General features: G+C 45.2%; 15 protein-coding genes and 7 pseudogenes. 9 read left to right on the forward strand and 13 right to left on the reverse strand.

Features of this window, described 5'->3' with window-relative positions; translation table 11 throughout:
- Positions 1–5: 5 nt before the first annotated feature.
- The 4 genes and pseudogenes from PKHYL_RS17990 to PKHYL_RS04955 all read right to left on the reverse strand — a co-directional run.
- Positions 6–305 (reverse strand): annotated as a pseudogene (locus PKHYL_RS17990) (efflux transporter outer membrane subunit); the annotation flags it as partial.
- Positions 302–3,516 (reverse strand): annotated as a pseudogene (locus PKHYL_RS04945) (efflux RND transporter permease subunit). The pseudogenes PKHYL_RS04945 and PKHYL_RS17990, both read right to left, overlap by 4 nt.
- A 35-nt stretch (positions 3,517–3,551) precedes the next feature.
- Positions 3,552–4,925 carry an efflux RND transporter periplasmic adaptor subunit gene (locus PKHYL_RS04950; RefSeq protein WP_071001992.1) on the reverse strand — a complete coding sequence of 458 codons (1,374 nt, stop codon included), beginning with the start codon at positions 4,923–4,925 and terminating at the stop codon, positions 3,552–3,554.
- Between the two features lie 781 nt (positions 4,926–5,706).
- Complete coding sequence (locus tag PKHYL_RS04955; protein WP_240366135.1) at positions 5,707–6,732, reverse strand: polyprenyl synthetase family protein; 1,026 nt, start codon at positions 6,730–6,732, stop codon at positions 5,707–5,709.
- Between the two features lie 568 nt (positions 6,733–7,300).
- On the opposite strand from PKHYL_RS04955, the gene rplU reads away from it, so the two are divergent.
- From rplU to lolA, 3 genes are all read left to right on the forward strand, one after another.
- Positions 7,301–7,612: a 50S ribosomal protein L21 gene (gene rplU / locus PKHYL_RS04960; RefSeq protein WP_071001990.1), complete on the forward strand. Its 312-nt coding sequence runs from the start codon at positions 7,301–7,303 to the stop codon at positions 7,610–7,612.
- Positions 7,613–7,703: 91 nt separating this feature from the next.
- The gene (gene rpmA / locus PKHYL_RS04965; protein ID WP_058025936.1) at positions 7,704–7,961 is read left to right on the forward strand and encodes a 50S ribosomal protein L27; all 258 of its coding nucleotides are present in this window, start codon (positions 7,704–7,706) and stop codon (positions 7,959–7,961) included.
- 469 nt (positions 7,962–8,430) lie between these two features.
- The gene (gene lolA, locus PKHYL_RS04970; protein WP_240366136.1) at positions 8,431–9,117 is read left to right on the forward strand and encodes an outer membrane lipoprotein chaperone LolA; all 687 of its coding nucleotides are present in this window, start codon (positions 8,431–8,433) and stop codon (positions 9,115–9,117) included.
- Between the two features lie 164 nt (positions 9,118–9,281).
- On the opposite strand, the gene scpB is transcribed toward lolA, so the two are convergent.
- The 9 genes and pseudogenes from scpB to mrdA form a co-directional block, all read right to left on the reverse strand.
- The gene (gene scpB / locus PKHYL_RS04975) at positions 9,282–9,893 is read right to left on the reverse strand and encodes an SMC-Scp complex subunit ScpB (protein WP_240366137.1); all 612 of its coding nucleotides are present in this window, start codon (positions 9,891–9,893) and stop codon (positions 9,282–9,284) included.
- A 66-nt stretch (positions 9,894–9,959) separates the two neighbouring features.
- A pseudogene (locus PKHYL_RS04980) lies at positions 9,960–10,798 on the reverse strand (segregation and condensation protein A).
- A 5-nt stretch (positions 10,799–10,803) separates the two neighbouring features.
- Positions 10,804–11,406 (reverse strand): O-methyltransferase, encoded by a 603-nt coding sequence (locus PKHYL_RS04985; protein ID WP_186474112.1) that lies wholly within the window; start codon positions 11,404–11,406, stop codon positions 10,804–10,806.
- Positions 11,407–11,426: 20 nt separating this feature from the next.
- Positions 11,427–12,498 (reverse strand): annotated as a pseudogene (locus PKHYL_RS04990) (tryptophan--tRNA ligase).
- Positions 12,499–12,606: 108 nt separating this feature from the next.
- Complete coding sequence (locus tag PKHYL_RS04995) at positions 12,607–13,698, reverse strand: LpxL/LpxP family acyltransferase (protein WP_240366138.1); 1,092 nt, start codon at positions 13,696–13,698, stop codon at positions 12,607–12,609.
- Positions 13,699–14,157: 459 nt separating this feature from the next.
- Positions 14,158–14,544: a 30S ribosomal protein S9 gene (gene rpsI / locus PKHYL_RS05000; protein WP_058025929.1), complete on the reverse strand. Its 387-nt coding sequence runs from the start codon at positions 14,542–14,544 to the stop codon at positions 14,158–14,160.
- Between the two features lie 10 nt (positions 14,545–14,554).
- Positions 14,555–14,983 (reverse strand): 50S ribosomal protein L13, encoded by a 429-nt coding sequence (gene rplM, locus PKHYL_RS05005; protein WP_058025928.1) that lies wholly within the window; start codon positions 14,981–14,983, stop codon positions 14,555–14,557.
- 251 nt (positions 14,984–15,234) lie between these two features.
- Positions 15,235–15,921, reverse strand: a pseudogene (rsmD, locus tag PKHYL_RS18570) (16S rRNA (guanine(966)-N(2))-methyltransferase RsmD).
- An 88-nt stretch (positions 15,922–16,009) separates the two neighbouring features.
- Positions 16,010–17,994 (reverse strand): annotated as a pseudogene (mrdA, locus tag PKHYL_RS05020) (penicillin-binding protein 2).
- Between the two features lie 494 nt (positions 17,995–18,488).
- On the opposite strand from mrdA, the pseudogene PKHYL_RS05025 reads away from it, so the two are divergent.
- From PKHYL_RS05025 to PKHYL_RS05045, 6 genes and pseudogenes are all read left to right on the forward strand, one after another.
- A pseudogene (locus tag PKHYL_RS05025) lies at positions 18,489–19,822 on the forward strand (hypothetical protein).
- Positions 19,823–20,045: 223 nt separating this feature from the next.
- Complete coding sequence (locus tag PKHYL_RS05030; protein ID WP_240366141.1) at positions 20,046–20,288, forward strand: hypothetical protein; 243 nt, start codon at positions 20,046–20,048, stop codon at positions 20,286–20,288.
- Entirely contained in the window at positions 20,288–20,560 is a 273-nt protein-coding gene (locus tag PKHYL_RS05035) for a hypothetical protein (RefSeq protein ID WP_240366142.1), read from the forward strand. Before PKHYL_RS05030 ends, PKHYL_RS05035 begins: the two co-directional genes overlap by 1 nt.
- Positions 20,496–20,855: a cytochrome c biogenesis protein CcsA gene (ccsA, locus tag PKHYL_RS05040; RefSeq protein ID WP_332835928.1), complete on the forward strand. Its 360-nt coding sequence runs from the start codon at positions 20,496–20,498 to the stop codon at positions 20,853–20,855. The genes PKHYL_RS05035 and ccsA (PKHYL_RS05040) overlap by 65 nt, the downstream gene beginning before the upstream one ends.
- Entirely contained in the window at positions 20,792–21,013 is a 222-nt protein-coding gene (ccsA, locus tag PKHYL_RS17995) for a cytochrome c biogenesis protein CcsA (protein ID WP_332835961.1), read from the forward strand. Before ccsA (PKHYL_RS05040) ends, ccsA (PKHYL_RS17995) begins: the two co-directional genes overlap by 64 nt.
- Positions 21,010–21,558, forward strand: a complete 549-nt coding sequence (locus PKHYL_RS05045; RefSeq protein WP_240366143.1) for a cytochrome c-type biogenesis CcmF C-terminal domain-containing protein — start codon at positions 21,010–21,012, stop codon at positions 21,556–21,558. Before ccsA (PKHYL_RS17995) ends, PKHYL_RS05045 begins: the two co-directional genes overlap by 4 nt.
- The last annotated feature ends 95 nt before the right edge of the window (positions 21,559–21,653 follow it).

Here is a 21,653-nt window from a genome sequence, read left to right on the forward strand (position 1 = left end):
CCTAACGCAATCAGAGCTTTTAGGCGCTCATCGCTATAAAAGTCCTGCCAGCGCTGTCCTGCGATACTTGGCTGCTCAGAGGTGCTGACAGTCTCATCACCAAAAGCGCCATAAGCTTGCTCGATCGGAAGGTTAGGCTCAGCGAGAACGGGGCTTGTATCTGCTTTAGGGATAGTATTACAAGCGGCCATACTCAGAGCCAAAAAGCTCAGGCCAAGTAGGCGCGATGATTTACCAGTAGCTAGTAAAGCTTTAGAGCTTATCGCTCTTACGGCTGAGTTAGAGGTTAAGAATAAAGAACTCATTGTGTATTATCTCCAAAGCTTACAGGCTGATAACTCTCAGAGGGAGTTGGATTCTGTGGGTCATCATCTTTATCATCTGGCTTGTTGTTCTTATATTTATACGGGAACATACCACGCACCCAAATATAGAACATCGGAATAAAGAAGATACCTAGTAAAGTGGCACTAACCACACCACCTACGACACTGGTACCAATAGCAGTTTGGCTGCCTGACCCTGCGCCAGTAGCTATGGCTAATGGCACAACACCGATACCAAAGGCAAGCGAGGTCATAATAATTGGACGTAGACGTTGTCGCGCTGCGGTCATGACGGCCTCTCTGAGACTATAGCCTTCTTCTTGGTGCTCTTTGGCAAATTCAATAATCAAGATGGCGTTTTTGGCGGACAAACCAACGACGGTGAGTAGACCCACTTGCAAGTAGATGTCGTTAGCAAAACCGCGTAACCACGTAAATATCACCGCACCCAATACCCCAAGTGGAATAACCAATAGGACAGAGAAGGGGATAGACCAGCTCTCATAAAGCGCAGCTAGACATAAGAAGACAACTAGAATCGATAGCGCATAAAGCATAGGAGCTTGCGAGCCTGATTTTTGTTCTTCAAGTGATAACCCAGTCCATTCGTAACCGATACCTTCAGGGAGCTGACTGATCATGTTCTCCATAGCTGACATGGCTTCACCAGTACTAAGACCAGGTGCCGCATTACCTTGAATATTCATCGAAGGTAAGCTGTTATAACGAGTCAAACGCGGTGAGCCTGACTGCCATTCGCTACTTGAGAAAGCATCGAAAGAGACCATGTTACCGGTTTCGCCGCGCACATACCACTTGCCGATGTCATCAGGATTGGTACGGCTACTGGCTTCACCTTGAACATAGACACGCTTGATACGGCCACGATCGATAAAGTCGTTGACGTAGCTTGAGCCCCAGGCGGTCGAGATAACGCTATTGATACTGCCTAAAGATAGACCATAAGCGGCGGCTTGTTCTTGATTGATATTGACTTTGAGCTGCGGTGCATCTTCTTGACCATTAGGACGTACGCCTGCCACATTTTCGTTTTGTGCAGCCATACCTAGCAGCATATTACGGGCTTCAAGTAACCCTTCGTGTCCAAGGTTACCCACATCTTGTAGCATCAAATCAAAACCACTGGCATTACCAAGCTCAGTAATCGCAGGCGGTACGATAGCAAAAACTTGCGCTTCATTTAACTGGGTAAAGAAATAACCCATGGCACGACCAGCAACGGCTTGCGCGGTGTTTTCATCGCCTGAGCGCTCTTCCCAATCTGACAGTCGAACGAATGCCAGACCCATGTTTTGGCCTTGACCTGCAAAACTAAAACCAGCAATGGTAAAGACAGAGGCAATATTGTCCGTCTCTTGTGTGTCGTAATAATTTCTGACTTTATCCAGTACATCCTGCGTCTCATCTAGCGTAGAGCCTGCAGGAAGCTGGACTAAGGTGAACATAATACCTTGGTCTTCTTCTGGCAAAAACGAACCTGGAATACGCAAGAACACCACTGCCATAATACCGATGATGGCGGCATAGCCGATCAGGTACAACCACTTAAAACGAATACTTTTGCCGACGAAGTTTTCATAAGAGCGGCTTAGCTTAAAGAACCCGCGGTTGAACCAGCCAAAGAAGCCTTTTTGTTGTTCAGTACTGCCTTTTCATGGCTCTTACCACGTTTTAGCAAGGTCACACATAGGGCAGGGGTGAAGATTAGAGCCACCATGGCTGACAGCGCCATGCTCGTGATCAAGGTGATAGAGAACTGACGATAAATAACACCTGTTGAGCCGCCAAAGAAGGCCATCGGTACAAATACGGCAGACAAAATCAGCGCAATACCAATAACGATCTTACTGATCTCGCCCATCGACTGAACGGTTGCATCTTTGACCGAAATATCAGGGTTTTCTTCTAATATTCGCTCGACGTTTTCGACAACAACGATCGCATCATCAACCAGTAGACCGATGGAGAGTACCATTGCAAACATCGTCAAGACGTTGATACTAAAGCCTGCGATATACAGCACGGCAAAAGTACCTAGCAAGACCACAGGAACGGCAAGAGTAGGAATGATGGTGGCGCGCCAGTTCTGTAAGAAAATGAACATGACGATGAATACAAGCGCAATAGCTTCGAGTAGAGTCTTGACAACTTGTTCGATAGATAAGCGCACAAACGGCGTCGTATCGTAAGGAACAACAGAGCTTAGGCCTGCTGGAAAGTTGGTTTCTAGCTCGGCTATACGTGCGCCGACCGCCTCACGGGTCTCTAGCGCGTTTGCGCCTGCAGCCAATGAGATACCTAGACCTGCCGCTTCTTGACCGTTATACAAGGATCTCTCGCTATAGTTTTCACTACCGATTTCGACATCAGCGACATCGCCGAGGCGTACTTGCGCGCCCGAGGTGTCTGTTTTTAGCAAGATATCTTTAAACTCTTCAGGAGTTTGTAGATAGCTCTGTACGGTGACGGTGGCGTTAATCACCTGTTGATCGGTGTCAGCAGGTGCTTGTCCTAGCTGACCTGCAGATACCTGAGCGTTCTGTGCTCGTACGGCATTGACAACATCAGAGGGCACCATGTTATAGCTACGTAGGCGTGCAGGATCTAGCCAGATACGCATGGCGTAAGAGGAGCCAAACACTTGCACTTCACCCACACCTTCAACACGACTGATCGAATCGAGAACATTGGAGTTGATATAATCGGCAATATCAGCACGATCCATACTACCGTCTTCAGAAATAAATGCCTGCACCATTAAGAAGCTGCTAGACGATTTATTGACGTTGACACCTTGACGCTGAACAGCCTCAGGCAACGAGCTCATCGCTGCTTGTAGTTTGTTTTGTACTTGTACCTGAGCGGTATCAGGGTCTGTGCCATTTTCAAAGGTTAGCGTGACCGATGCACCACCATTTGAAGAACTCGATGATGACATGTACATCAAGCCATCTAGCCCTTTCATACGTTGTTCAATGATTTGCACCACAGAGTTTTCGACCGTTTGTGCGTTTGCACCAGGATAAGTGGCACTAACAGAAACGGTGGGCGGTGCGATACGCGGATACTGCTCAATCGGCAAATTAACAACCGAGATTACCCCGATAAGCATGACCAAAATGGCCAACACCCATGCAAAAATAGGGCGATCAATAAAAAAACGTGACATAGTATATCCCTAGGTCTTCCTATCTTTGAATGGAATTAGTTAGTGGTGGTAGCAGTGTCCTGCTCAGAAGTGTCATCAGCTACCGTTTTCGCAGCTTGCTGTGGTGTTTTGGCGGTAGGCGTTGCAGATGCACCATTAGCGTTTTCTAACGGCTTGACCACGACCTCCTGCTCAGGCTTAACTTTAGAGCCGCCTATAACCACTAGCTTATCGCCACTACTTAAGCCATCGGTGACCACCCATTGACCATCATAAGTACCATTAATGGTAACGGGACGGACTTGGATTTGATTGTTTTCATCAACGATGTAGACTTGTGAATCGCCTTTAGGCGTACGCATTACAGCGCTTTGCGGCACTAAGGCTGCATTAGGAATGACGCTTTGAGTCAGACGCGCTGAGACATACATACCTGGCAGTAGCACGTTATTAGGATTTGGGAAAATAGCTCGTAGAGTCACCGCGCCAGTAGATTGATCGACTTTAGCTTCAGACAGCGCAAGCTTGCCACGCACTGGATACACTGAGCCATCTTCTAGGACCAGCTCGACAGAATTCATACCCGCCTGCGCTTTACCTTCAGCTATCTGCTGACGAAGCTGCAATAGCTCGGATGATGACTGACTGATATCGACATAGATAGGATCTAAGCGCGAAATCGTCACTAAAGGCTCAGATTGACTAGCGTTAACTAAGGTTCCTGCAGTAACGCTTGAGCGGTCACTACGACCAGTCAACGGTGCACGGACGATAGTACGATTGAGATCCAAAGCGCTAGCATCTAAGTTTGATTGCGCGGTTTTAATCCCAGCCTCAGCGCTTCTAATGCTCGCTTCAGTTTGTCCGACTGCAGCGCGAGCACTCTCTAGAGCCGCTTGCGCTGTACGCACTTGAGTTTGCGCTTGGTCATATTGCTGCTTGGAGATAGCGTCAATCTCAACCAAGCCTTTTAGACGCTGAAAGTCATTTATCGCTTGTGCTAATGAGGCTTGGCGACTGGCTAGCTCTGCTTTAGCATTGGCATTATTGGCGATAGCGGTTTGGCGATTAGCCTGTGCTTGCGCGACCGCCGCTTGACCACTAGCGACCGAGGTCGTGTAGTTGTCAGTATTGATACGATAAAGCGGCTGGCCTTTTTTGACGTTACTGCCTTCACGGAACAGTACTTCGTCAATTACGCCGCTGACTTGAGGGCGTACATCAGCCGTCTGATAAGCGGCAGTACGACCAGAGAAAGTCTGAACTTGAGGCACAGTATCGAAGCTGACAGTTTGGACGTTGACGACAGCGGGCGGCATCTGCTGCTGAGCGTTTTCACCCGCAGCGGCGTCTTCTTTATTGTCACAGCCGACCAGTACTGTAGCCGATAGTACAGATGCTATTACAAGCGCAAGATAAGAATGCTTCATCAAGGTCCTCGGTAGAGTAGTAAAATATAGAATAAATGGTATAGAGGTAGAGCGTATCATAATCAAAAATAGCTTATTTTTCGAAGAGCAATAATAAACTTTATAGAAGTTTATAGCCAAAAAATAAGAAGCTATTGATAAAATTGATAAATAGGGCAGTACCGCTAGCTAATTATAGGACGTCAAGTAAATTTAAGGCGTTATTATAAACTATAGGGTTTACCCCGCAGTCAAGTGATTCACGATAGGAAAGCTGACAAAAACTGACCGCACTGTGCTCGCTGAGTAAATAAAATCCCGCCATAGTAACCGCTACACCAACCAGCAGCTAATAAGAAAACATACAACCCGCTATGCAAATTTATTGTAATTTTTTGTTATAATTGTAAAGCCATAGTGTTATTGAGGTTTTAAAACCGCCAAAAATCTGCTTTGCCAACAAATTGACTAATTTATCAACCCCTAATTATGACCTTTAAAGTATAGCGACTTAAACCAGTCAGTAGCCTCTAATGAGCGTGGTCAATCAGTATTTAACCATTAAAAAATCCTGACACAATTATAGTGCCGTCAGGATTTATGAAACTTAAAGAAAGGTAACTATTTGCTGACACACCCGTTTTAAGAGGGTATCTTTTTAGAGACTGTTGCTTTTGATCAATGAATATTTATGGCTCGGTTGCTCAAAAACGCTGCTAAAAAATGAGTCGTCTTAATTAGCCGATTGTTTTAATTAGCCGATTATCTTAATTAGTCGATAACACAGACGACTCATATTTAATTATACCAATCGTGCGCTAGCAAGCTCAGTCAGCTGGTACAGACCTGTACGATAACGGTTGTCAGGCAGTGTGCTGAGGGCTTGTTGCGCCAGTTTGGTTTCTTCCAACGCGCGTTGCTTGCAATAATCTAATGCGCCTGAGCTACGTACTAACTCAATCAGTTGCTCAGCATTTGGTGTTTTACCCGTTTGCACAGCGATTCGTAGCTGCTCATAACCTTCATTGTCACTGTCTTTTAGTAGTTCGAGTGCTTTGATAGTTGGCAGAGTAGGTTTACCTTCAGCAAGATCGTCGCCTAGGTTTTTGCCCATTACGTCGCTATCGCCACTATAATCAAGGACATCATCAATAATTTGAAACGCATTACCAAAGTGCTGTCCAAAGTCGCCTAATGCCGCCATATACTCAGTTTTGTCTTGCAAAATAGCCGCGCCTTGAGTCGCCATCATAAACAGGCGAGAGGTTTTGCCATCGATAATGCGTAAGTAGTCTTCTTCTGTTGCGGCAGGGTTATGCTGATGTTGTAGCTGCAATACTTCGCCTTCAGCAATATCACAAGTCCCGTCTGAGAATACTTGCAACAATGGCAAGCTCTGAAAACCAACCAAAAGATTAAAAGCACGGGCAATCAGATAGTCACCGACCAATACGGCAGTGGCATTGTCCCATGTGGCGTTTGCCGTCGGTTTACCGCGGCGCTGTCCTGACTCATCGATCACATCGTCATGCACTAAGGTGGCAGTATGTAGCATCTCAGTAATGGCTGCTAGGTGCATCGCTTTTTCTGATGGATTGTCGTCAAACATACGGGCACACAATAGCGTAATCAGCGGGCGCATACGCTTACCACCGGCATTGATTACATGCTGAGAGACGCTCATGACGAGCTGTACTTTTGAGTTGAGACTACCAAATACTTGCTTGTCCATTACCTCAAAATCATTGGCTACAATACTTTGAATATCTGCATAGCTAGGCGTCGATTGAGAGGCAGGCACGGTATTATTTAAAGAGGTACTAGTCATAATAAATAGTCATATTAATAAGAATAAAGAGAGTTGGTATAACCTTGACTTTATCTATCTATAGGTAAGGTATGGTTTCGCTTATCATAACATAGCTGCCTTTGAAAATTGTTGGTTAAAGTACACCATAAGGGTAGCTCAGAGGTCGCTTGTGCGCCTATTATCATGCATAGAAGGCAGGGCAAACTGATGAAAGCGTTCAATAATTTGATGGTAAGAATGTTAACTTATCACGAGGTTTTGTCGTCACATAAATGATAGATAAAAGGCTGTAAGTAACTGATTGTATAAGTTATAATAGCCCCCGTTAGGCTCAAACCATCATTTATAACCATTGTTATGCTGCTTTTATCAGTATTGTCGTCTACGACGGTCTAATAATCTGTAGCGTATATAACAATGCAGATGATGGTGATTTCGTGTAACCACCTTGCAAAAACAAGACGCGCGGCTTGCTTTTATAAGCAAAAAGCCGTAAAATCTTGCCTTTAATTTTTCCCTGTCGTGTTCGTTATTGAAGCGTAGGTATAATATCTACCACGGCACACGGGTTAAACGGAGTCATACAATGTACGCAGTAATTAAAACTGGTGGTAAGCAGCACCGTGTAGTCGTCGATGAATTGCTTAAAGTTGAATTGCTAAAAGCAGAAAAAGGCGAAACAATCAAATTTGAAGACGTGTTGATGGTTGTTGACGGCGATGACGTCAAAATCGGTCAGCCTGTTGTTGAAGGCGCTAGCGTAGAAGTTGAAGTGGTTGAGCATGGTCGCGGCGAAAAAATCCGTATCATCAAGCACAACCGTCGTAAGCACTATCACAAAGAGCAAGGTCACCGCCAATGGTACACCTTGTTAAAAATCAAAGCCATTAATGCCTAATTACCCGTTTAGCAATGTTTGCTAAATAGCGCACTAAATGCTTAAGAGTTGTCGCATAAGCGATAAGTCACATTAACAAGGAGATTTTCTCATGGCACATAAAAAAGCTGCCGGTTCAAGCCGTAACGGTCGTGATTCAAACCCAAAAATGCTAGGCGTAAAAATCTTTGGTGGCCAAGCTATCACAGCTGGTAACATCATCGTTCGTCAACGTGGTACAGAATTCCACGCAGGCGAAGGCGTTGGCATGGGTCGTGACCATACTTTATTTGCATTAAATGATGGTGTGGTAAAGTTTGAGACTAAAGGTAAATTTAACCGTCGTTATGTAACGGTTGAAAACGCATAATTATCTATTTAGGTCATTTTATTCTTTGAATAAAACGATTGGATAATTAAAAAAGCCCTTACTGCCTTATGGTAGTAGGGGCTTTTTACGTTTATAAGACCCTCATCAATTAATATTGGCTTTTGTTAGAGATTGGTTTTTGTTAGCAGTTTGGTCAGCAATTTTATATAGCATAAATACTCGTCACACTTAGCTCACTGGCTCTTTATGAGCACAGTGTTAATAATTTATCATGATAAATGCAAACTTTTACCGTGTAACTGCATTGGTTACAAGCGTGTATGGCAGCCGTAGTAAAGATTGCAAATCATGACTAGGCGCGTAATAAAAAAACTGGCACACTGTTGCCATTGCTGATCGATACCTGTTTTGCAGTGTTGAGATTGGTATCAACAGAAAAAATTTTAATAAGCTATTCTATTTTTAAGCGACTATTTTTAAAGCGATTATGCTTTTTTAGAGAGGATTTATGATGAACTTATCTACGAAAAAATCAACCAAACAGAAGATGATGAGTGGTGCTTTAGCAGGTGTATTAATGACATCGTTAGGTATCGCAGCGCCAATGATAGCATTGACTCAAACAGCCACAGCAGCTCCTGCTGATAACCTAACAGCTGCTAAACGTTTGAACAAATTGCTGACCAATACCAAGAGTATGACTGCCAACTTTAGCCAGACAACCAAAGGCGCGAGCAGTGGTACGTTTAAAGGCTCTATGAGTGTCCAACGTCCCAATAACTTCCGCTGGGAAACCAAATCGCCCTCAGAGCAATTGATCGTTGCCAATGGCAACTCTATGTGGATCTATGACAAAGATCTAGAGCAAGCGACTAAGCAGAACGTCGACAGTCAAGTCGGTAATACGCCAGCGCTATTGTTGTCAGGTGATCCAAGCAAGATTGATCAAAACTTTAAAATCACTCAGCCGTACAGCAATAAGAACTACTATGTGTTGTACCCAAAATCTGATAATGCCAGCTTTAAGAGCTTATCAATGAGCTTTAGTGGCGGCAAACCTGTGATGATGGTATTGAATGATACGCTAGGTCAAACGACCTCTATTAAGTTTAGTGGTATCAAAATGAATCCAAGTATCGGCAGCAGTCAGTTTAAGTTTACTCCACCAAAAGGTGTTGATGTTATCAATCAATAAGAACGAGCTAACTGATGAAGCAGATTATGATGCTTTGCTATTTATCTAAGGTTGAGAGCCTCTAAGAGTGACAACCCCTAAGAGTAATAGCCAAATAAAAAGGACGGCTCTTATATGATCTGTCCTTTTTTATGAGCGTAATGATAGTTTGGTCAGCAGAAAAATTAAGACATAGCTCGTATGGAGTCCATATCTGGCATTGGTGGTAGCTCATCTAAATGACTCAGCCCAAATGCATCCAAAAATTGTGCGGTGGTGTGAAGGAGCGCTGGGCGACCTAAGGTCTCCTTAAAGCCTTTTTCAATGATCCACCCCTTATCAAATAGCTGGCGTAGTATATTGCTTGATAACGTCACACCGCGCACTTGCTCGATGTCACTACGTGTCACAGGTTGCTTATACGCAATAACGCTCAAAGTTTCAAGTAAGGCTTGGCTCAGACGCTCTTGACGCTGCGGAAAAACCTGCTGAATCAAGCCGCTATAATCATCGGAAATTTGCAATCGATAGCCGCTGGCTGTCTCATGTAGGTTCAGCACACCGGTCTCTAACCGTCGCTCTAGCACCTCTAAGGCTTGCTTTAATTCCTTAGTAGATAATGATAAATGTTTTCTTAACGCGTGAGCTGTCAGCGGCGCCTCTGATGCATGCAGCAGCACCTCGATGTGCTTGCTCACATCTTCAAGAGAGGTATGATCTTCCTCAATAGAGGCAGTAGCAGCGGCACGTGTAGGCTTTGCTTCAATAGGCTGTTTTGAGTCGTCAATATCTACCATCTAAAATGTGCTCTTGTTTTAATATCATGGGATCAATAGCAGGTTTGGCGGCTAACCTGATGCTGGTTAGGCCAACCACTGTAGTGTTAGTTCTTGGGATTGATTGTCTATATCGGATGGATCGGTATCATATTTCATTAACGTGCTTGCATCATTATTGGGTTCTGTATAGACCACACCAACTAATTGCCGCTTAATCAGTTCAAGTACGGCGACAAAGCTCACGACCACGCCTATTTTCCCCTGTGCTTTGTCTAGTAGCTCATAAAAGGAGCGGGCACCATCAGTACTCAGTTGCCGACTAATGCTAGCGATACGATCAGAAAGCGGCACGATATCAGTTTTGATGGTATGCATTTGATAGTCTGGCTGTAGCTGCATTTTAAACAAGCTATCGATCAGCAGAGTAGGCGAGTAGTTGGGCAGCTCAGCATTCATAACGTCTTGACTGGGCATACTTACCATGGCTAAGAACACATCACGCTCTAAACGTATCAGATTGTCTAAGCGCTGACTGGCGGCTTTGATTTGTGCGTACTCTTCTAGGCGTTCAATCAGCTCGGCTTTTGGATCGCGCTCATCGGTAGGCGTGTCAGGGGTAGGCAATAGTAATTCGGTTTTAATAGCAATCAGCGTCGACGCCATCAGCAGATAATCACCTGCCAATTCAAAATGCTCAGTATCTAACTCACTGATATAGGCAAGATACTGCTCAGTGATGGGTAGAATCGGCATTTGGGTCAAATCAACGTTGTTCTTTTGACCAAATATAATAAAAAATCTAGTGGCCCAGCAAACTGCTCTAGCCAAATCGCAAACGCTTGTGGCGGAACATAAAGATCGTCTGGTAGATGCTGTACTGGCGTCTGATAGATGCGCAGCGCAGTCGTGTTGGATGTATCCATAATACTTAATGTTCCTGGCGCACTGCCATAAATAGTCCAGCACCAACATCTAACGTGTGACAAAGATAACGAGAGTCGTTGGTGAATTCTGCCAAGAACTCGCTCACCTCATCACGATGAGAGATGACATTATCGACAATAAGTACACTACCGACGTCCAATGCGTTATGCAGACCTCGGATATAATCGATATAGAATTGCCGCTCTGCATCCAAAAATACCAAGTCAAAGACGTCTTCATTGCTATTGAAAAAAATAAAGGCGTCTTGTACGATGAGTCGAACAGAGTCAGACAGCCGCGTATTTTGCAGATGCTGGCGAGCAGCTTCACTGCGGTTTTTGTCGATGTCTAGCGATGTAAAGTCACATTCAGCCTGATGCCGCAGACCATACGCCAGCCACAATGTCGAAAAGCCCGTCGAGGTACCAACCTCTAGTACCTTTTTGGGCTGTCTGATCGTGGCAATATTGGCCAAAAACTGCGCCGCATCTGGTTCGACATGGCGATGACGAGCCAGCCGATTGGATTGTTCAGAGTCATACGTACTGTCAGCCTCGTATAAAGACTGACAGTAAGATAAAAAATGGCTTGGATTAAATGTCGGCATTATAAACGATCAGAAGTCATTTATTTAAGCTTCGCTAGTGGGCGAATACCAATGGCACGGCGGGCTTTATCCAGCTGCTTACGGCTATGACGACGGGCTTTATCTGCGCCCATTTGCAAGATTTCTTCCAGCTCTTTTGGATTTGCCATCAATTCTTGATAGCGCGCGCGGAAAGGGGCAATCTCGTTATTGATTTGTTGGAACAACTGCTCTTTGGCGTCTCCCCAGCCAATACCTGATTCATACTGCGCACGCAAATTAGCAATTTCTTCAGGCGTAGCAAACGCTTTATAAATCTCAAAAATTGCTGACGCGTCAGGATCTTTTGGCTCTTCTGGCAATTGTGAGTTGGTCACAATACGCATGATGGCCTTACGCATCATTTTTTCAGGATCGGCTTGGCTATTAAACTCGCCAAACAACGGAATCACGTTGTTATAGCTTTTGCTCATTTTGCGACCATCGAGACCTGTGAGTAGCGGCGTGTTGTCGTCGACCAGGGCCTCAGGCTCAGTGAACAATGGCTTGTAACGATGATTAAATGTACCTGCTATATCACGCGCCATTTCAATGTGCTGAATTTGGTCACGGCCAACAGGTACATGCGTGGCATTAAACATCAAAATATCAGCAGCCATCAACACAGGGTAGCCAAACAACCCCATGTTAATCCCTTGGTCAGGATCAACGTCTTCTTTTTCCATATTAGCATCGACCGCTGCTTTGTAGGCATGAGCGCGGTTCATGAGGCCTTTGGCACATGAGGAGCTCAAAATCCATGACAACTCCAAAATCTCAGGCACATCTGACTGACGATAAAAAGTCACGCGCTCAGGATCGAGACCACAGGCGAGCCATGTCGCGGCAATGGCTTTGGTTGACTCGTGAATGATCGCAGGATCATGGCAACCAATAATACTGTGATAATCCGCTAAAAAGAAAAAAGCGTCGCTATCGCTGTTTTGAATAGACTGGATGGCAGGACGAATTGCACCAACGTAGTTACCAAGGTGCGGAATGCCCGTCGGTTTGATTCCCTGTCAAAATGCGTTTATGTGGGGCTGCTTGTCCAGAACTGTGATTGTCGCTCATGAAAAATCCGTTGTTTTGTTTGTCAAATTATTATAATGCGTGACTAAAAGTGCAAAATAGCAGTCACAAAGTATAGCAAATTTTATCAGACCTTTTGAAAATAAAGGCCTACTTATAGATATCCGTACGACCATTTGGCCCATGCTTAAAGCGGCGATGGAACCACATCCACTGAGTAGGGTCGATACGAATGAGACTCTCTAGTATTTCATTGACTCGCGTGGCATCAGCGACTTCATCACGACTTGGATAGTTGTCAAGCTCTGGGGTGATGGTCAAGTGATAATGAGGTCGCTTACCACGTGGTAGATTATCTGGGGTTTGCCGATAAGTATGTAGCGCCATCACGGCGGGTGGATGCGTTTTGCTGCCTAATTTTGCCATACGGCGTGATGCGGTAATCGTTGCTGCTGGCACGCCAAAAAATGGCGCCATGACCCCTTGTTTGAGACCATAGTCCTGATCGGGGGAATACCAAATCACATGCCCCGCTTTGATAGAGGTGACTAGGCTTCGCATATCGCGGCTGGAGATTTGCTTACCGAATATATTGGTACGACCATTATAGATAAACCAGTCCAGTAAAGGGTTATTTTGCGTACGGTACATACAATCGACAGGGAAGAACTGCGCACACAGTAAGCCGCCCAAATCGAGCATCGTGTAATGCGCACCTAACAAAATAACTGGACGCTGCTCGTTTTGCGCATTAACGATGTGCTGTAATCCCGAAATAGATACCGTTCTAGTAAATATATTTGGACGGAACCAAGCACATAGGGTTTCAAACACCCCAATACCTTGATTGACAAAGACTTGCTTTGCCATCAATTCACGCTCAGCTTCTGGCTTTTCTGGAAACGCCAGCTTTAGATTAATCAGAGTGTCACGCCTACGTGAGCCTGCAGCTTTATAAATCAATACGCCGAGCTTACGACCTAGCCAAAACTGCCAACGCAGTGGCAAATATATCATGGGTAACATCACCAAAAACAACAACCAGATACCCCAATACGTTGGCAATAAAAACTGCCATTGAAAGGGCTTGTTTTCTGCTTGCGCGGTACGCTTTTGATTTTGCGTAATCGTTGGGGTGCCAGCAGGTATAGCAGGCGACTTATTGGATTGCTGCCTACTGGATAATGGTATGCCGTTAGTGTTGGAGGGTTTGCTAGGATCGTATTGTTCTGGCGCTTTCATAATATCCTTCTGCCGCACCGTGTATCACATTGCAGCTAATGATGAAAAGTTATTGATATGATGGGGTAGGCTCAAATGCTTTGCAAGTGAGAATGTTTATAAGGTTCTTAATTTGCAGTGCTAATATAAAGTACGTATATCGATAGCTATTGCAATGAGAGATATAGTGAAACCATTATAAAAATGGTATAGCAAGATTAAACGCTATTTTTCGCAGCCTCTAAAGACGCAGTCACAGCAAGCAAGAAAAGTAGCGTTCGAGCGCGTTTCCTATGCTGTATCAATGTTATTGAGGTTCTACTATAGCCACACTACCTATAGGCCAATCAGCAGGCATAAAAGCCTTATAAGCTGTGACCAGCTTATAAGGCTTTGCAAAACGCTTCTTATTTGAGTTTGCTACCATCGCTCCGAGAAAAAGACAACAGTAGCAAACAAAAAGATAAGAGCGGGCTTTGATTAACGTTTTGAGAACTGTGGACGTTTACGTGCTTTACGTAGACCCAGTTTCTTACGTTCAACTTGACGTGAATCACGAGTAACAAAACCAGCTGCTTTTAGGGCAGGCTTCAAAGTTTCGTCAGCTTCGATCAATGCACGTGTGATGCCGTGGCGGATTGCGCCCGCTTGACCACTGATACCACCACCTGCAACAGTGACATATAAGTCATACTGGTTAGCAGAGTCTAGTAGTTCTAATGGCTGACGAACAACCATACGTGAAGTTTCACGGCTGAAGTATTCGTCTAGTGGCTTACCGTTAACAACAATACTACCAGTACCTTTTGATAAAAAGACACGAGCAGTAGACGTCTTGCGGCGACCAGTTCCGTAATTGCGTTCCATAAGTATATCCTTAGATGTCTAGTTCTTTAGGTTGCTGTGCAGTATGTGGATGTTCAGTACCCGCATATAGTTTCAGCTTCTTGATCATCGCATAGCCAAGAGGGCCCTTTGGAAGCATACCCTTAACTGCTTTGTGTAGAACATCTTCAGGCTTATGTGCAATCAGCTTTGTGAAGTTGGTTTCTTTAATACCACCTGGGTAGCCACTGTGACGATAGTACTTTTTGTCTTGCGCTTTCTTACCCGTTACTGCGATTTTTTCTGCGTTGATGACAACAATGAAGTCACCAGTATCTACGTGCGGGGTATAAGAAGGCTTGTGCTTGCCACGTAAGCGAGTTGCGATTTGAGTGGCTAAGCGACCAAGGGTTTTGCCGTCAGCATCTACGACATACCAGTCATGGGTCACTTCAGCTGGTTTTGCACTAAGTGTTTTCATGATAAAACCTTAAAATTAGAATTCGTTGAGAGTTTAGCTGGGAACGGGGCTCTCAAAAACAGACTGCACATTATAAGCAGTAGCGCCTACGCTTGCAAGCTGCATTGGGGTTTATTTTCGCCTTTATACATTAAACTGCAGCGTTTGGCCAGTTTTTAAGCGGTTTTAAACATTTTTACAGGTATTGAAGGGTTTACTAAATATTGCTTAACAAATAACTGCTAATGATGCGCTTAGCAATTAGGGTGTAATTATGACGGTGACAGCCGATAAAGTCCAGCGACAACTTGTCCAACTTTGGTTTGCTTTACGCATTCAAAGCATATCATTTGCTGAGTTGTCTCTAGTTGGGCGTCGCGATTTTCATTAAGCTGCTCTTCTAGCTGCTCAAGCTGAGGTGTTAAATCTTTATCCGCTTCTAAATAAATTAGCGTTGATTGGTCAATCAATGCATTGGTAATCAGCGTACTCAAAATAGGCTGCCATAGATCCTGAGCATAAGGGGGGATCGATGAAGACGATGTCAAACGGGTGCTCAATCGGCTGGTGTTGACTCAGTACTTCCTCAGCCGTGCCAGTGATAACCGTGTAAGCTGCGGTATCAAGGCGTAATTGCTCAGCACTTTGACGTAGCATGTTGCTTTGTGCCGTATTAACTTCAATAAAAGTGGTGTGAGCTGCGCCGCGGGACAACGCCTCAAACCCTAATACGCCACTGCCTGCACAGCTATCGAGTACGCGTGCACCGTGAATATCGGCCAATAACCAGTTAAATAATGTCTCGCAGGCGGTCGGGTGTTGGGCGCAGGCCATCTGCCCTCGATGAAGCTGACAATACGGCGCTTGAACTGCCCACCGATGATACGAACATCACCGGCTGCGGCACTTTTTGCTTTAGGGTTCTTTTTCGCTGTGCGTCCGCGTGAGGGTTTTTTCATGCTCGTGTCTCTTTTATTATCTTTTTTTGAGGCATCTCTACTTATTAGACATGACGGGTAATGGTTAGAGATGTCTATCAAAATGTCGTTATTCAGAGGTGGCTGCTGCTGCTTGTGCCTCTGCCGCTTCTTGTTCTGCTAACGCTTTTGCTTCTTTTTCACGCAAGGCATCCTTCAAGGCTTTCTCAAAGGCCTTTTGGCGCTTGATGACTTTGAGCTCATCAGCGGACGGCGGCAGTACCGGATCAGTTTTGCGTTGTAGCATCCAGTAGTCAAATAGGGCACGGCCGATAGGCGCGGCAGTCGTACTACCACCGCCACCGTTTTCGACCAAGACCGCCAGCGCGATTTGAGGGTCTTCGACAGGGGCAAAACCATTGAACCACGCATGATCCCAGTGACGTTTGTCAATCGCTGATTTATCATAGCGTTTGCCTTGAGCGATAGACTTTACCTGTGCTGTTCCTGTCTTGCCAGCGATACGATAGCGCGGGGTATAGATACCGCGTCCAGTACCGTTTTCTACCACGCTTTCCATTGCATCATGCATACGTAACCAGTCAGAAGGCTGACCGTTATAGTCGATTTTACCATCAGGTTTGTCGATGATTTTGACTTCTGCTGCACCGTCACTGCTCTTGAGCAAATGCGGGGTAATATGTTTACCTTTACTGGCGGTCATGGCAGTGGCATTAGCAATCTGTAGTGGCGTGGCTAAGAAATAGCCTTGTCCAATACTGACAGAGATGGTTTCACCCGGTAGCCAGTCTTTATCATACGTGTCTTTTTTCCATTTCGGTGATGGCATGATGCCTGATTTTTCGTTAGGAAGATCAATACCAGTCTTGTCCCCAAAACCAAAGCGCACCATCCAGTCGTGTAGACGCTGAATACCCATCTCATAGGCCAGTTTATAATAGTAAGTATCAACCGACATTTGGATAGATTTCTTTAAATCAACCGTACCATGACCCCCGCGCTTCCAGTCACGGAAACGATGGCTGTCTCCTGGTAAACTAAAATAGCCAGGATCATAAATAGTGCTGTTCCAATCTCGCAAGCCATAGTGAATGCCACCTAGACCCTCGAATGGTTTGATGGTCGAGCCAGGTGGGTATGTCCCTTGGAGGGCGCGATTGTACAAGGGCTGATCGAGATCTTCTCGCAGGGCATCATAGTCTTTGAACGAAATCCCTGAGATAAAAGGATTGGGATCATAGCTTGGGTTACTGACAAAGGCCAGCACATCGCCATTTTTGGGATCTATTGCGACGATTGCACCGCGGCGGCCATCTAGCTGCTGCTGGGCGACCTTTGCAGCCCATAATCCAAGCTCAACGTGATATCGTTACCAGAGGTAGGCGGTTTCGTGTCCAATTGACGTAGGATATTGCCGTGAGCATCTGTTTCTACCGACTGATAGCCTGGTTGCCCAAGCAAAATATCTTCGTAATAGTCTTCAATACCAATCTTACCGATCAGATCAGTACCTGCATAGCGGTCCTTATCAATACGCTTAGACTCTTTATCGTTAATACGACCAACGTAACCGATCACATGAGCAAATAGCTCATCATAAGGATAATCACGCGTCAGCTTACTTTGGATAGAAACACCGCGAAAGAATGGCTTACGCTCACTGAACTGAGCCAGCTGTGCCTCTGTTAAGTCGATTTTGATGGTCACAGGGTCGTTTTTGTTTTTGTTCAAGCGCGCCAAAATATCTGTGATGTCTTCTGCTGTCAAATCAAAAATAGGCGCCAGCAAGCTGAGCGTGCGCTCAGGGTTGTCAACCTCATCAGGGCTTAGCATGGCGGTAAAAACTGGCTGGTTATCCGCCAAAATTATCCCGTTACGATCATAAATATAACCGCGGCTAGGCGGTGCAGATATCAGTTTAATGCGGTTATTGTCTGACTGGGTGGTGTACTTATCATGGGCATAGACTTGCAAATAACCATAACGCGTTATCAGGCCGCCCAAACCCAGCAATATTAAAATTCCAAAGATAATAATACGGTTGGTAAAGGTACTGTTGACCTGTTCGGTATTGGGAGTTAGTGGTTTATTCATAGAAAATCAGAGCCCAATCGGTCAGTGAGTCAATAATAAAGAGGTAAAAGGGCAGGTTGGTTAACCAAAACGCGGTGAGTCTAAAGGATAATACAAAGGATTTCAATCACATAGCGCTATATGATCTAAAATCAACGCGCATTGATTTGTACGTAGATGGTGTCTATCGTTTGACTACAAATTATAACAGAACAAATGAGTAGGCGCAGTACTCAGATGCTTATTTTGTTGTGGTCATATATTGCATAAGCGATGCGCTATCTCAGTATATTTATGGCTCAATATAGGATTTAAAAGATGTTATCTTTAGTCACAACTTGCCAAGGGTGTCCATGTGCTAAAAAATGGCAAGTATGCTAAAATCAGGCGATTTATTTTATAGTAGTGGTTAGAGACAGAGCGTCTTTTTGAGACGTTTCAATTTTGCTAGCGGCTTGTTATCAGTCGCGACCATATTAGCAACGACAATCAACCTGTCAGGAACTAGAAAAGTCATGGACATAAATTCATTGTGGCAGACGATCGCTGAGCACCCAGAGTTTTTTGCCATGCTAACTATTCCACCAGTGACGGCATTTGTTACGTGGGTGCATGTATGGATGGCGCTCAAGATGCTGTTTTATCCCATTAAGTTTTGGGGTATTCGTATTCCAAATTTTCCATTTTTTGGGTTACCAGGTATCGGCTGGCAAGGTATCGTCCCACGCAAGGCAGGCAAAATATCAGGGGTTATCGTTGATCAGACATTGTCAAAGCTCGGCTCATTAGATGAATTTTTCCAAGCGATGGAACCTGAGCAAATGGCGCTATTTGTCACTGATACGGTGGACAAAAACCTTGAGCCATTGATTGATGAGATTATGCTGGATCATTCGCCCGCACTGTGGGGCAACTTGCCTTATGCGGTAAAACGCCGCGTCTATGCTCAAGCCCACAAAGAACTGCCTAGTATCATGCAGTCGCTGGTGACAGATTTGACGTATCATGTCGAAGATCTGGTCGATATGCGCAAGATGATCGTCAATACGATGGAGAACGATCGTCGTCTGATGGTCAATATGTTCTTGAAGGTTGGGCAAAAGAGATCAATTTTATCTGGCACATCAGTGCTTTGATTGGCTTGGTGTTTGGTATTATCCAAATGTTTATATTTTTAGTGGTGCCGCAGCATTGGACGGTGCCATTTTTTGCTGCGATTTGGGGATTTTTGACCAATTGGATTGCGATTTGGATGGTATTTAATCCAATAGAGCCGCATTTTATCCCGTATTTAAAGCTTTTTTCGGTGCAGAGCCGCTTCCCCTTTATCAAGCCAGTCATGCCTCATATCGCAAGGTATCGTCTGCAGGGCGGCTTTATGAAGCGCCAAGAGGAAGTGTCTGAAGTTTTTGCTGAGATTGTGGTAAAAGATTTGGTTACCCTTGAGAACATCATGAACGAGATGATGTATGGTGATCGCTCAGCGCAAACTCGTGAGCTGATGAAGTCGCATCTATATACGGTGCTTGAGTCACCAGTTATTAGTACGACATTACGTGTGGGATTGGGCCGCCGTGATTATGGACAGCTCAAAAACACTATTATTGATAAGTCGATTGTGGCGACTATGGTGCCACTGCGAGATCCTGAGCTCAATGAAAGTCGCGCCAGTAAGATTTTTGGTCTGTTTCGCGATAGAATAAGGGCGCTGACGCCCAGCGAGTTTCAGAATTTGCTGCGTCCTGCTTTTCGTGAGGATGAGATGACGCTGATTATCTTGGGTGGTCTGACTGGGTTTTTGGCAGGGTGGTTACATCTGGTATTGGTATTTTTCCCCTCGATGCCATAAGCAATAACACGATAAACAGTATTTTCAAATAGTCAAAAACAGCAATATCTCATACAGTTTGAGTCAATAAAACAATGCAAGGCCAATGATAGGTCAGCATTTTGTATCAATCATTCAGATTGATACGTCACAATGATAGTAGCGGGTTTTAGGTGCTTCTACAGCTATCGAAACCTCAGTTTTTAACCGTAAACTATGACCGCATAAAGGGACTATTTAGCGTTTGCCAGTGGCTAGCGATGCCATCGGTGAACCCTTAATGGTATCCAAGGTAAACAAGGTTAGACCGTATGTTAATCACAGAATTGGGCTATTTTGCCTTGCTGGCCGCTTTTGTACTGGCGTTGCAGGTGGTACCCTGCCAACTATTGGTGTCATGCGCGACCACGTTGCTTGGCAACGACTAGCACCAAGTCTTGCATGGGCGCAATTTGCGGCCATGGTCACATCATTTGCTGCGCTTTGATGGCAGGTTTTTATTATAATGATTTTAGCCTCGTTACGTCACTCAGCATTCCCAATACGTTGCTGCCTTGGTACTATAAGTTATCTGCAACGTGGGGCGGTCATGAAGGGTCATTGCTGCTATGGATGACCATCATGGCCACATGGTGTGCACTGGTGTCTTATTTTAGCCGTGGTTACCGCTGTCAATGCGTGCGCGGGTGTTCTTGTGATATTGGCAGGCGTGCAGATGATGATGCTAGCGATGTTGATCTTTACCTCATCGCCATTTGAGCGTACCTTACCCAATTTGCCAGTTGATGGCGCGGATCTAAACCCTGTCTTGCAAGATTTCGGTCTGATTATTCATCCGCCGATGCTCTACATGGGCTACGTAGGCATGGTCGTGCCATTTGCATTTTGTATGGCGGCATTGTGGGAAGGGCGTTTGGATGCTGTGTGGACACGCTGGTCACGTCCATGGGCGCTCGCGGCTTGGGGATTTCTTGACCGGTTGGTATTGCACTGGGCTCGTGGTGGGCCTATTACGAGCTTGGCTGGGGCGGTTGGTGGTTTTGGGATCCGGTAGAGAACGCCTCACTGATGCCATGGCTGGCAGGTACGGCATTGCTACACTCACTTGCAGTCACTGAAAAGCGCGGGGTGTTTAAAGCATGGACCATCATGCTGGCAATCTTTGCCTTTGCCTTAAGCTTGCTAGGCACATTCCTTGTACGTTCAGGGTGATCACTTCCGTCCATTCGTTTGCCGCTGATCCGACGCGTGGTCTAGTAATTCTAGCCATTCTAGGCGTCATTATCGGCGGTGGTCTGCTGATGTTTGCGGTACGTGGTTGGCGCTTGACCGTTGAAAGTCAATATCGACTGATTTCACGCGAGTCATTCTTGGTGATCAATAACGTTATCATTTTGATTTCGACTTTGGTGGTGTTGCTCGGCACCTCTATATCCTATTATTGCCGACTCTTTCAATTTAGGTCAGGTATCTGTTGGCCCTCCTATTTCAATGCGCTGTTTGTGCCCTTAACGTGGCTTTTGCTCGTGGCGATGGGTATGGGCTCTAATATTCGCTGGAAACAAGATAGCCGCCCATTATTAGGTGCTGGCATGGTTATCGCTGTGAGCAGTCTGGTGTTGGCGGCGATTATCGCCTACTTTACCAGTCCATCTGCGATGCTAAATATTGGCGTGACGTTGGCGGTGAGCTTTTGGGTGCTATTATGGATGGGGATCGATTTTAAAGATAAAACCAAAATGCACCGAGTCGATTAAACGGATTGCGTCAGCTGCGTCTTAGCTATTGGGGTCAACAAATCGCCCATATTGGCGGTCATCGTTGCAGTTATTGGGGTAGCCTTTACTAGTAG

This window comes from Psychrobacter sp. KH172YL61 (assembly GCF_007182895.1).
Lineage (GTDB): Bacteria > Pseudomonadota > Gammaproteobacteria > Pseudomonadales > Moraxellaceae > Psychrobacter > Psychrobacter pacificensis.

Excerpts from the sequence above, each read along its gene's own strand:
- PKHYL_RS04950 (WP_071001992.1), bottom strand. The coding sequence starts at position 4,925 with ATGAAGCATTCTTATCTTGCGCTTGTAATAGCATCTGTACTATCGGCT.
- PKHYL_RS04955 (WP_240366135.1), bottom strand. The coding sequence starts at position 6,732 with ATGACTAGTACCTCTTTAAATAATACCGTGCCTGCCTCTCAATCGACG.
- rplU (WP_071001990.1), top strand. The coding sequence starts at position 7,301 with ATGTACGCAGTAATTAAAACTGGTGGTAAGCAGCACCGTGTAGTCGTC.
- rpmA (WP_058025936.1), top strand. The coding sequence starts at position 7,704 with ATGGCACATAAAAAAGCTGCCGGTTCAAGCCGTAACGGTCGTGATTCA.
- lolA (WP_240366136.1), top strand. The coding sequence starts at position 8,431 with ATGATGAACTTATCTACGAAAAAATCAACCAAACAGAAGATGATGAGT.
- scpB (WP_240366137.1), bottom strand. The coding sequence starts at position 9,893 with ATGGTAGATATTGACGACTCAAAACAGCCTATTGAAGCAAAGCCTACA.
- PKHYL_RS04985 (WP_186474112.1), bottom strand. The coding sequence starts at position 11,406 with ATGCCGACATTTAATCCAAGCCATTTTTTATCTTACTGTCAGTCTTTA.
- PKHYL_RS04995 (WP_240366138.1), bottom strand. The coding sequence starts at position 13,698 with ATGAAAGCGCCAGAACAATACGATCCTAGCAAACCCTCCAACACTAAC.
- rpsI (WP_058025929.1), bottom strand. The coding sequence starts at position 14,544 with ATGGAACGCAATTACGGAACTGGTCGCCGCAAGACGTCTACTGCTCGT.
- rplM (WP_058025928.1), bottom strand. The coding sequence starts at position 14,983 with ATGAAAACACTTAGTGCAAAACCAGCTGAAGTGACCCATGACTGGTAT.
- PKHYL_RS05035 (WP_240366142.1), top strand. The coding sequence starts at position 20,288 with ATGGCAGGTTTTTATTATAATGATTTTAGCCTCGTTACGTCACTCAGC.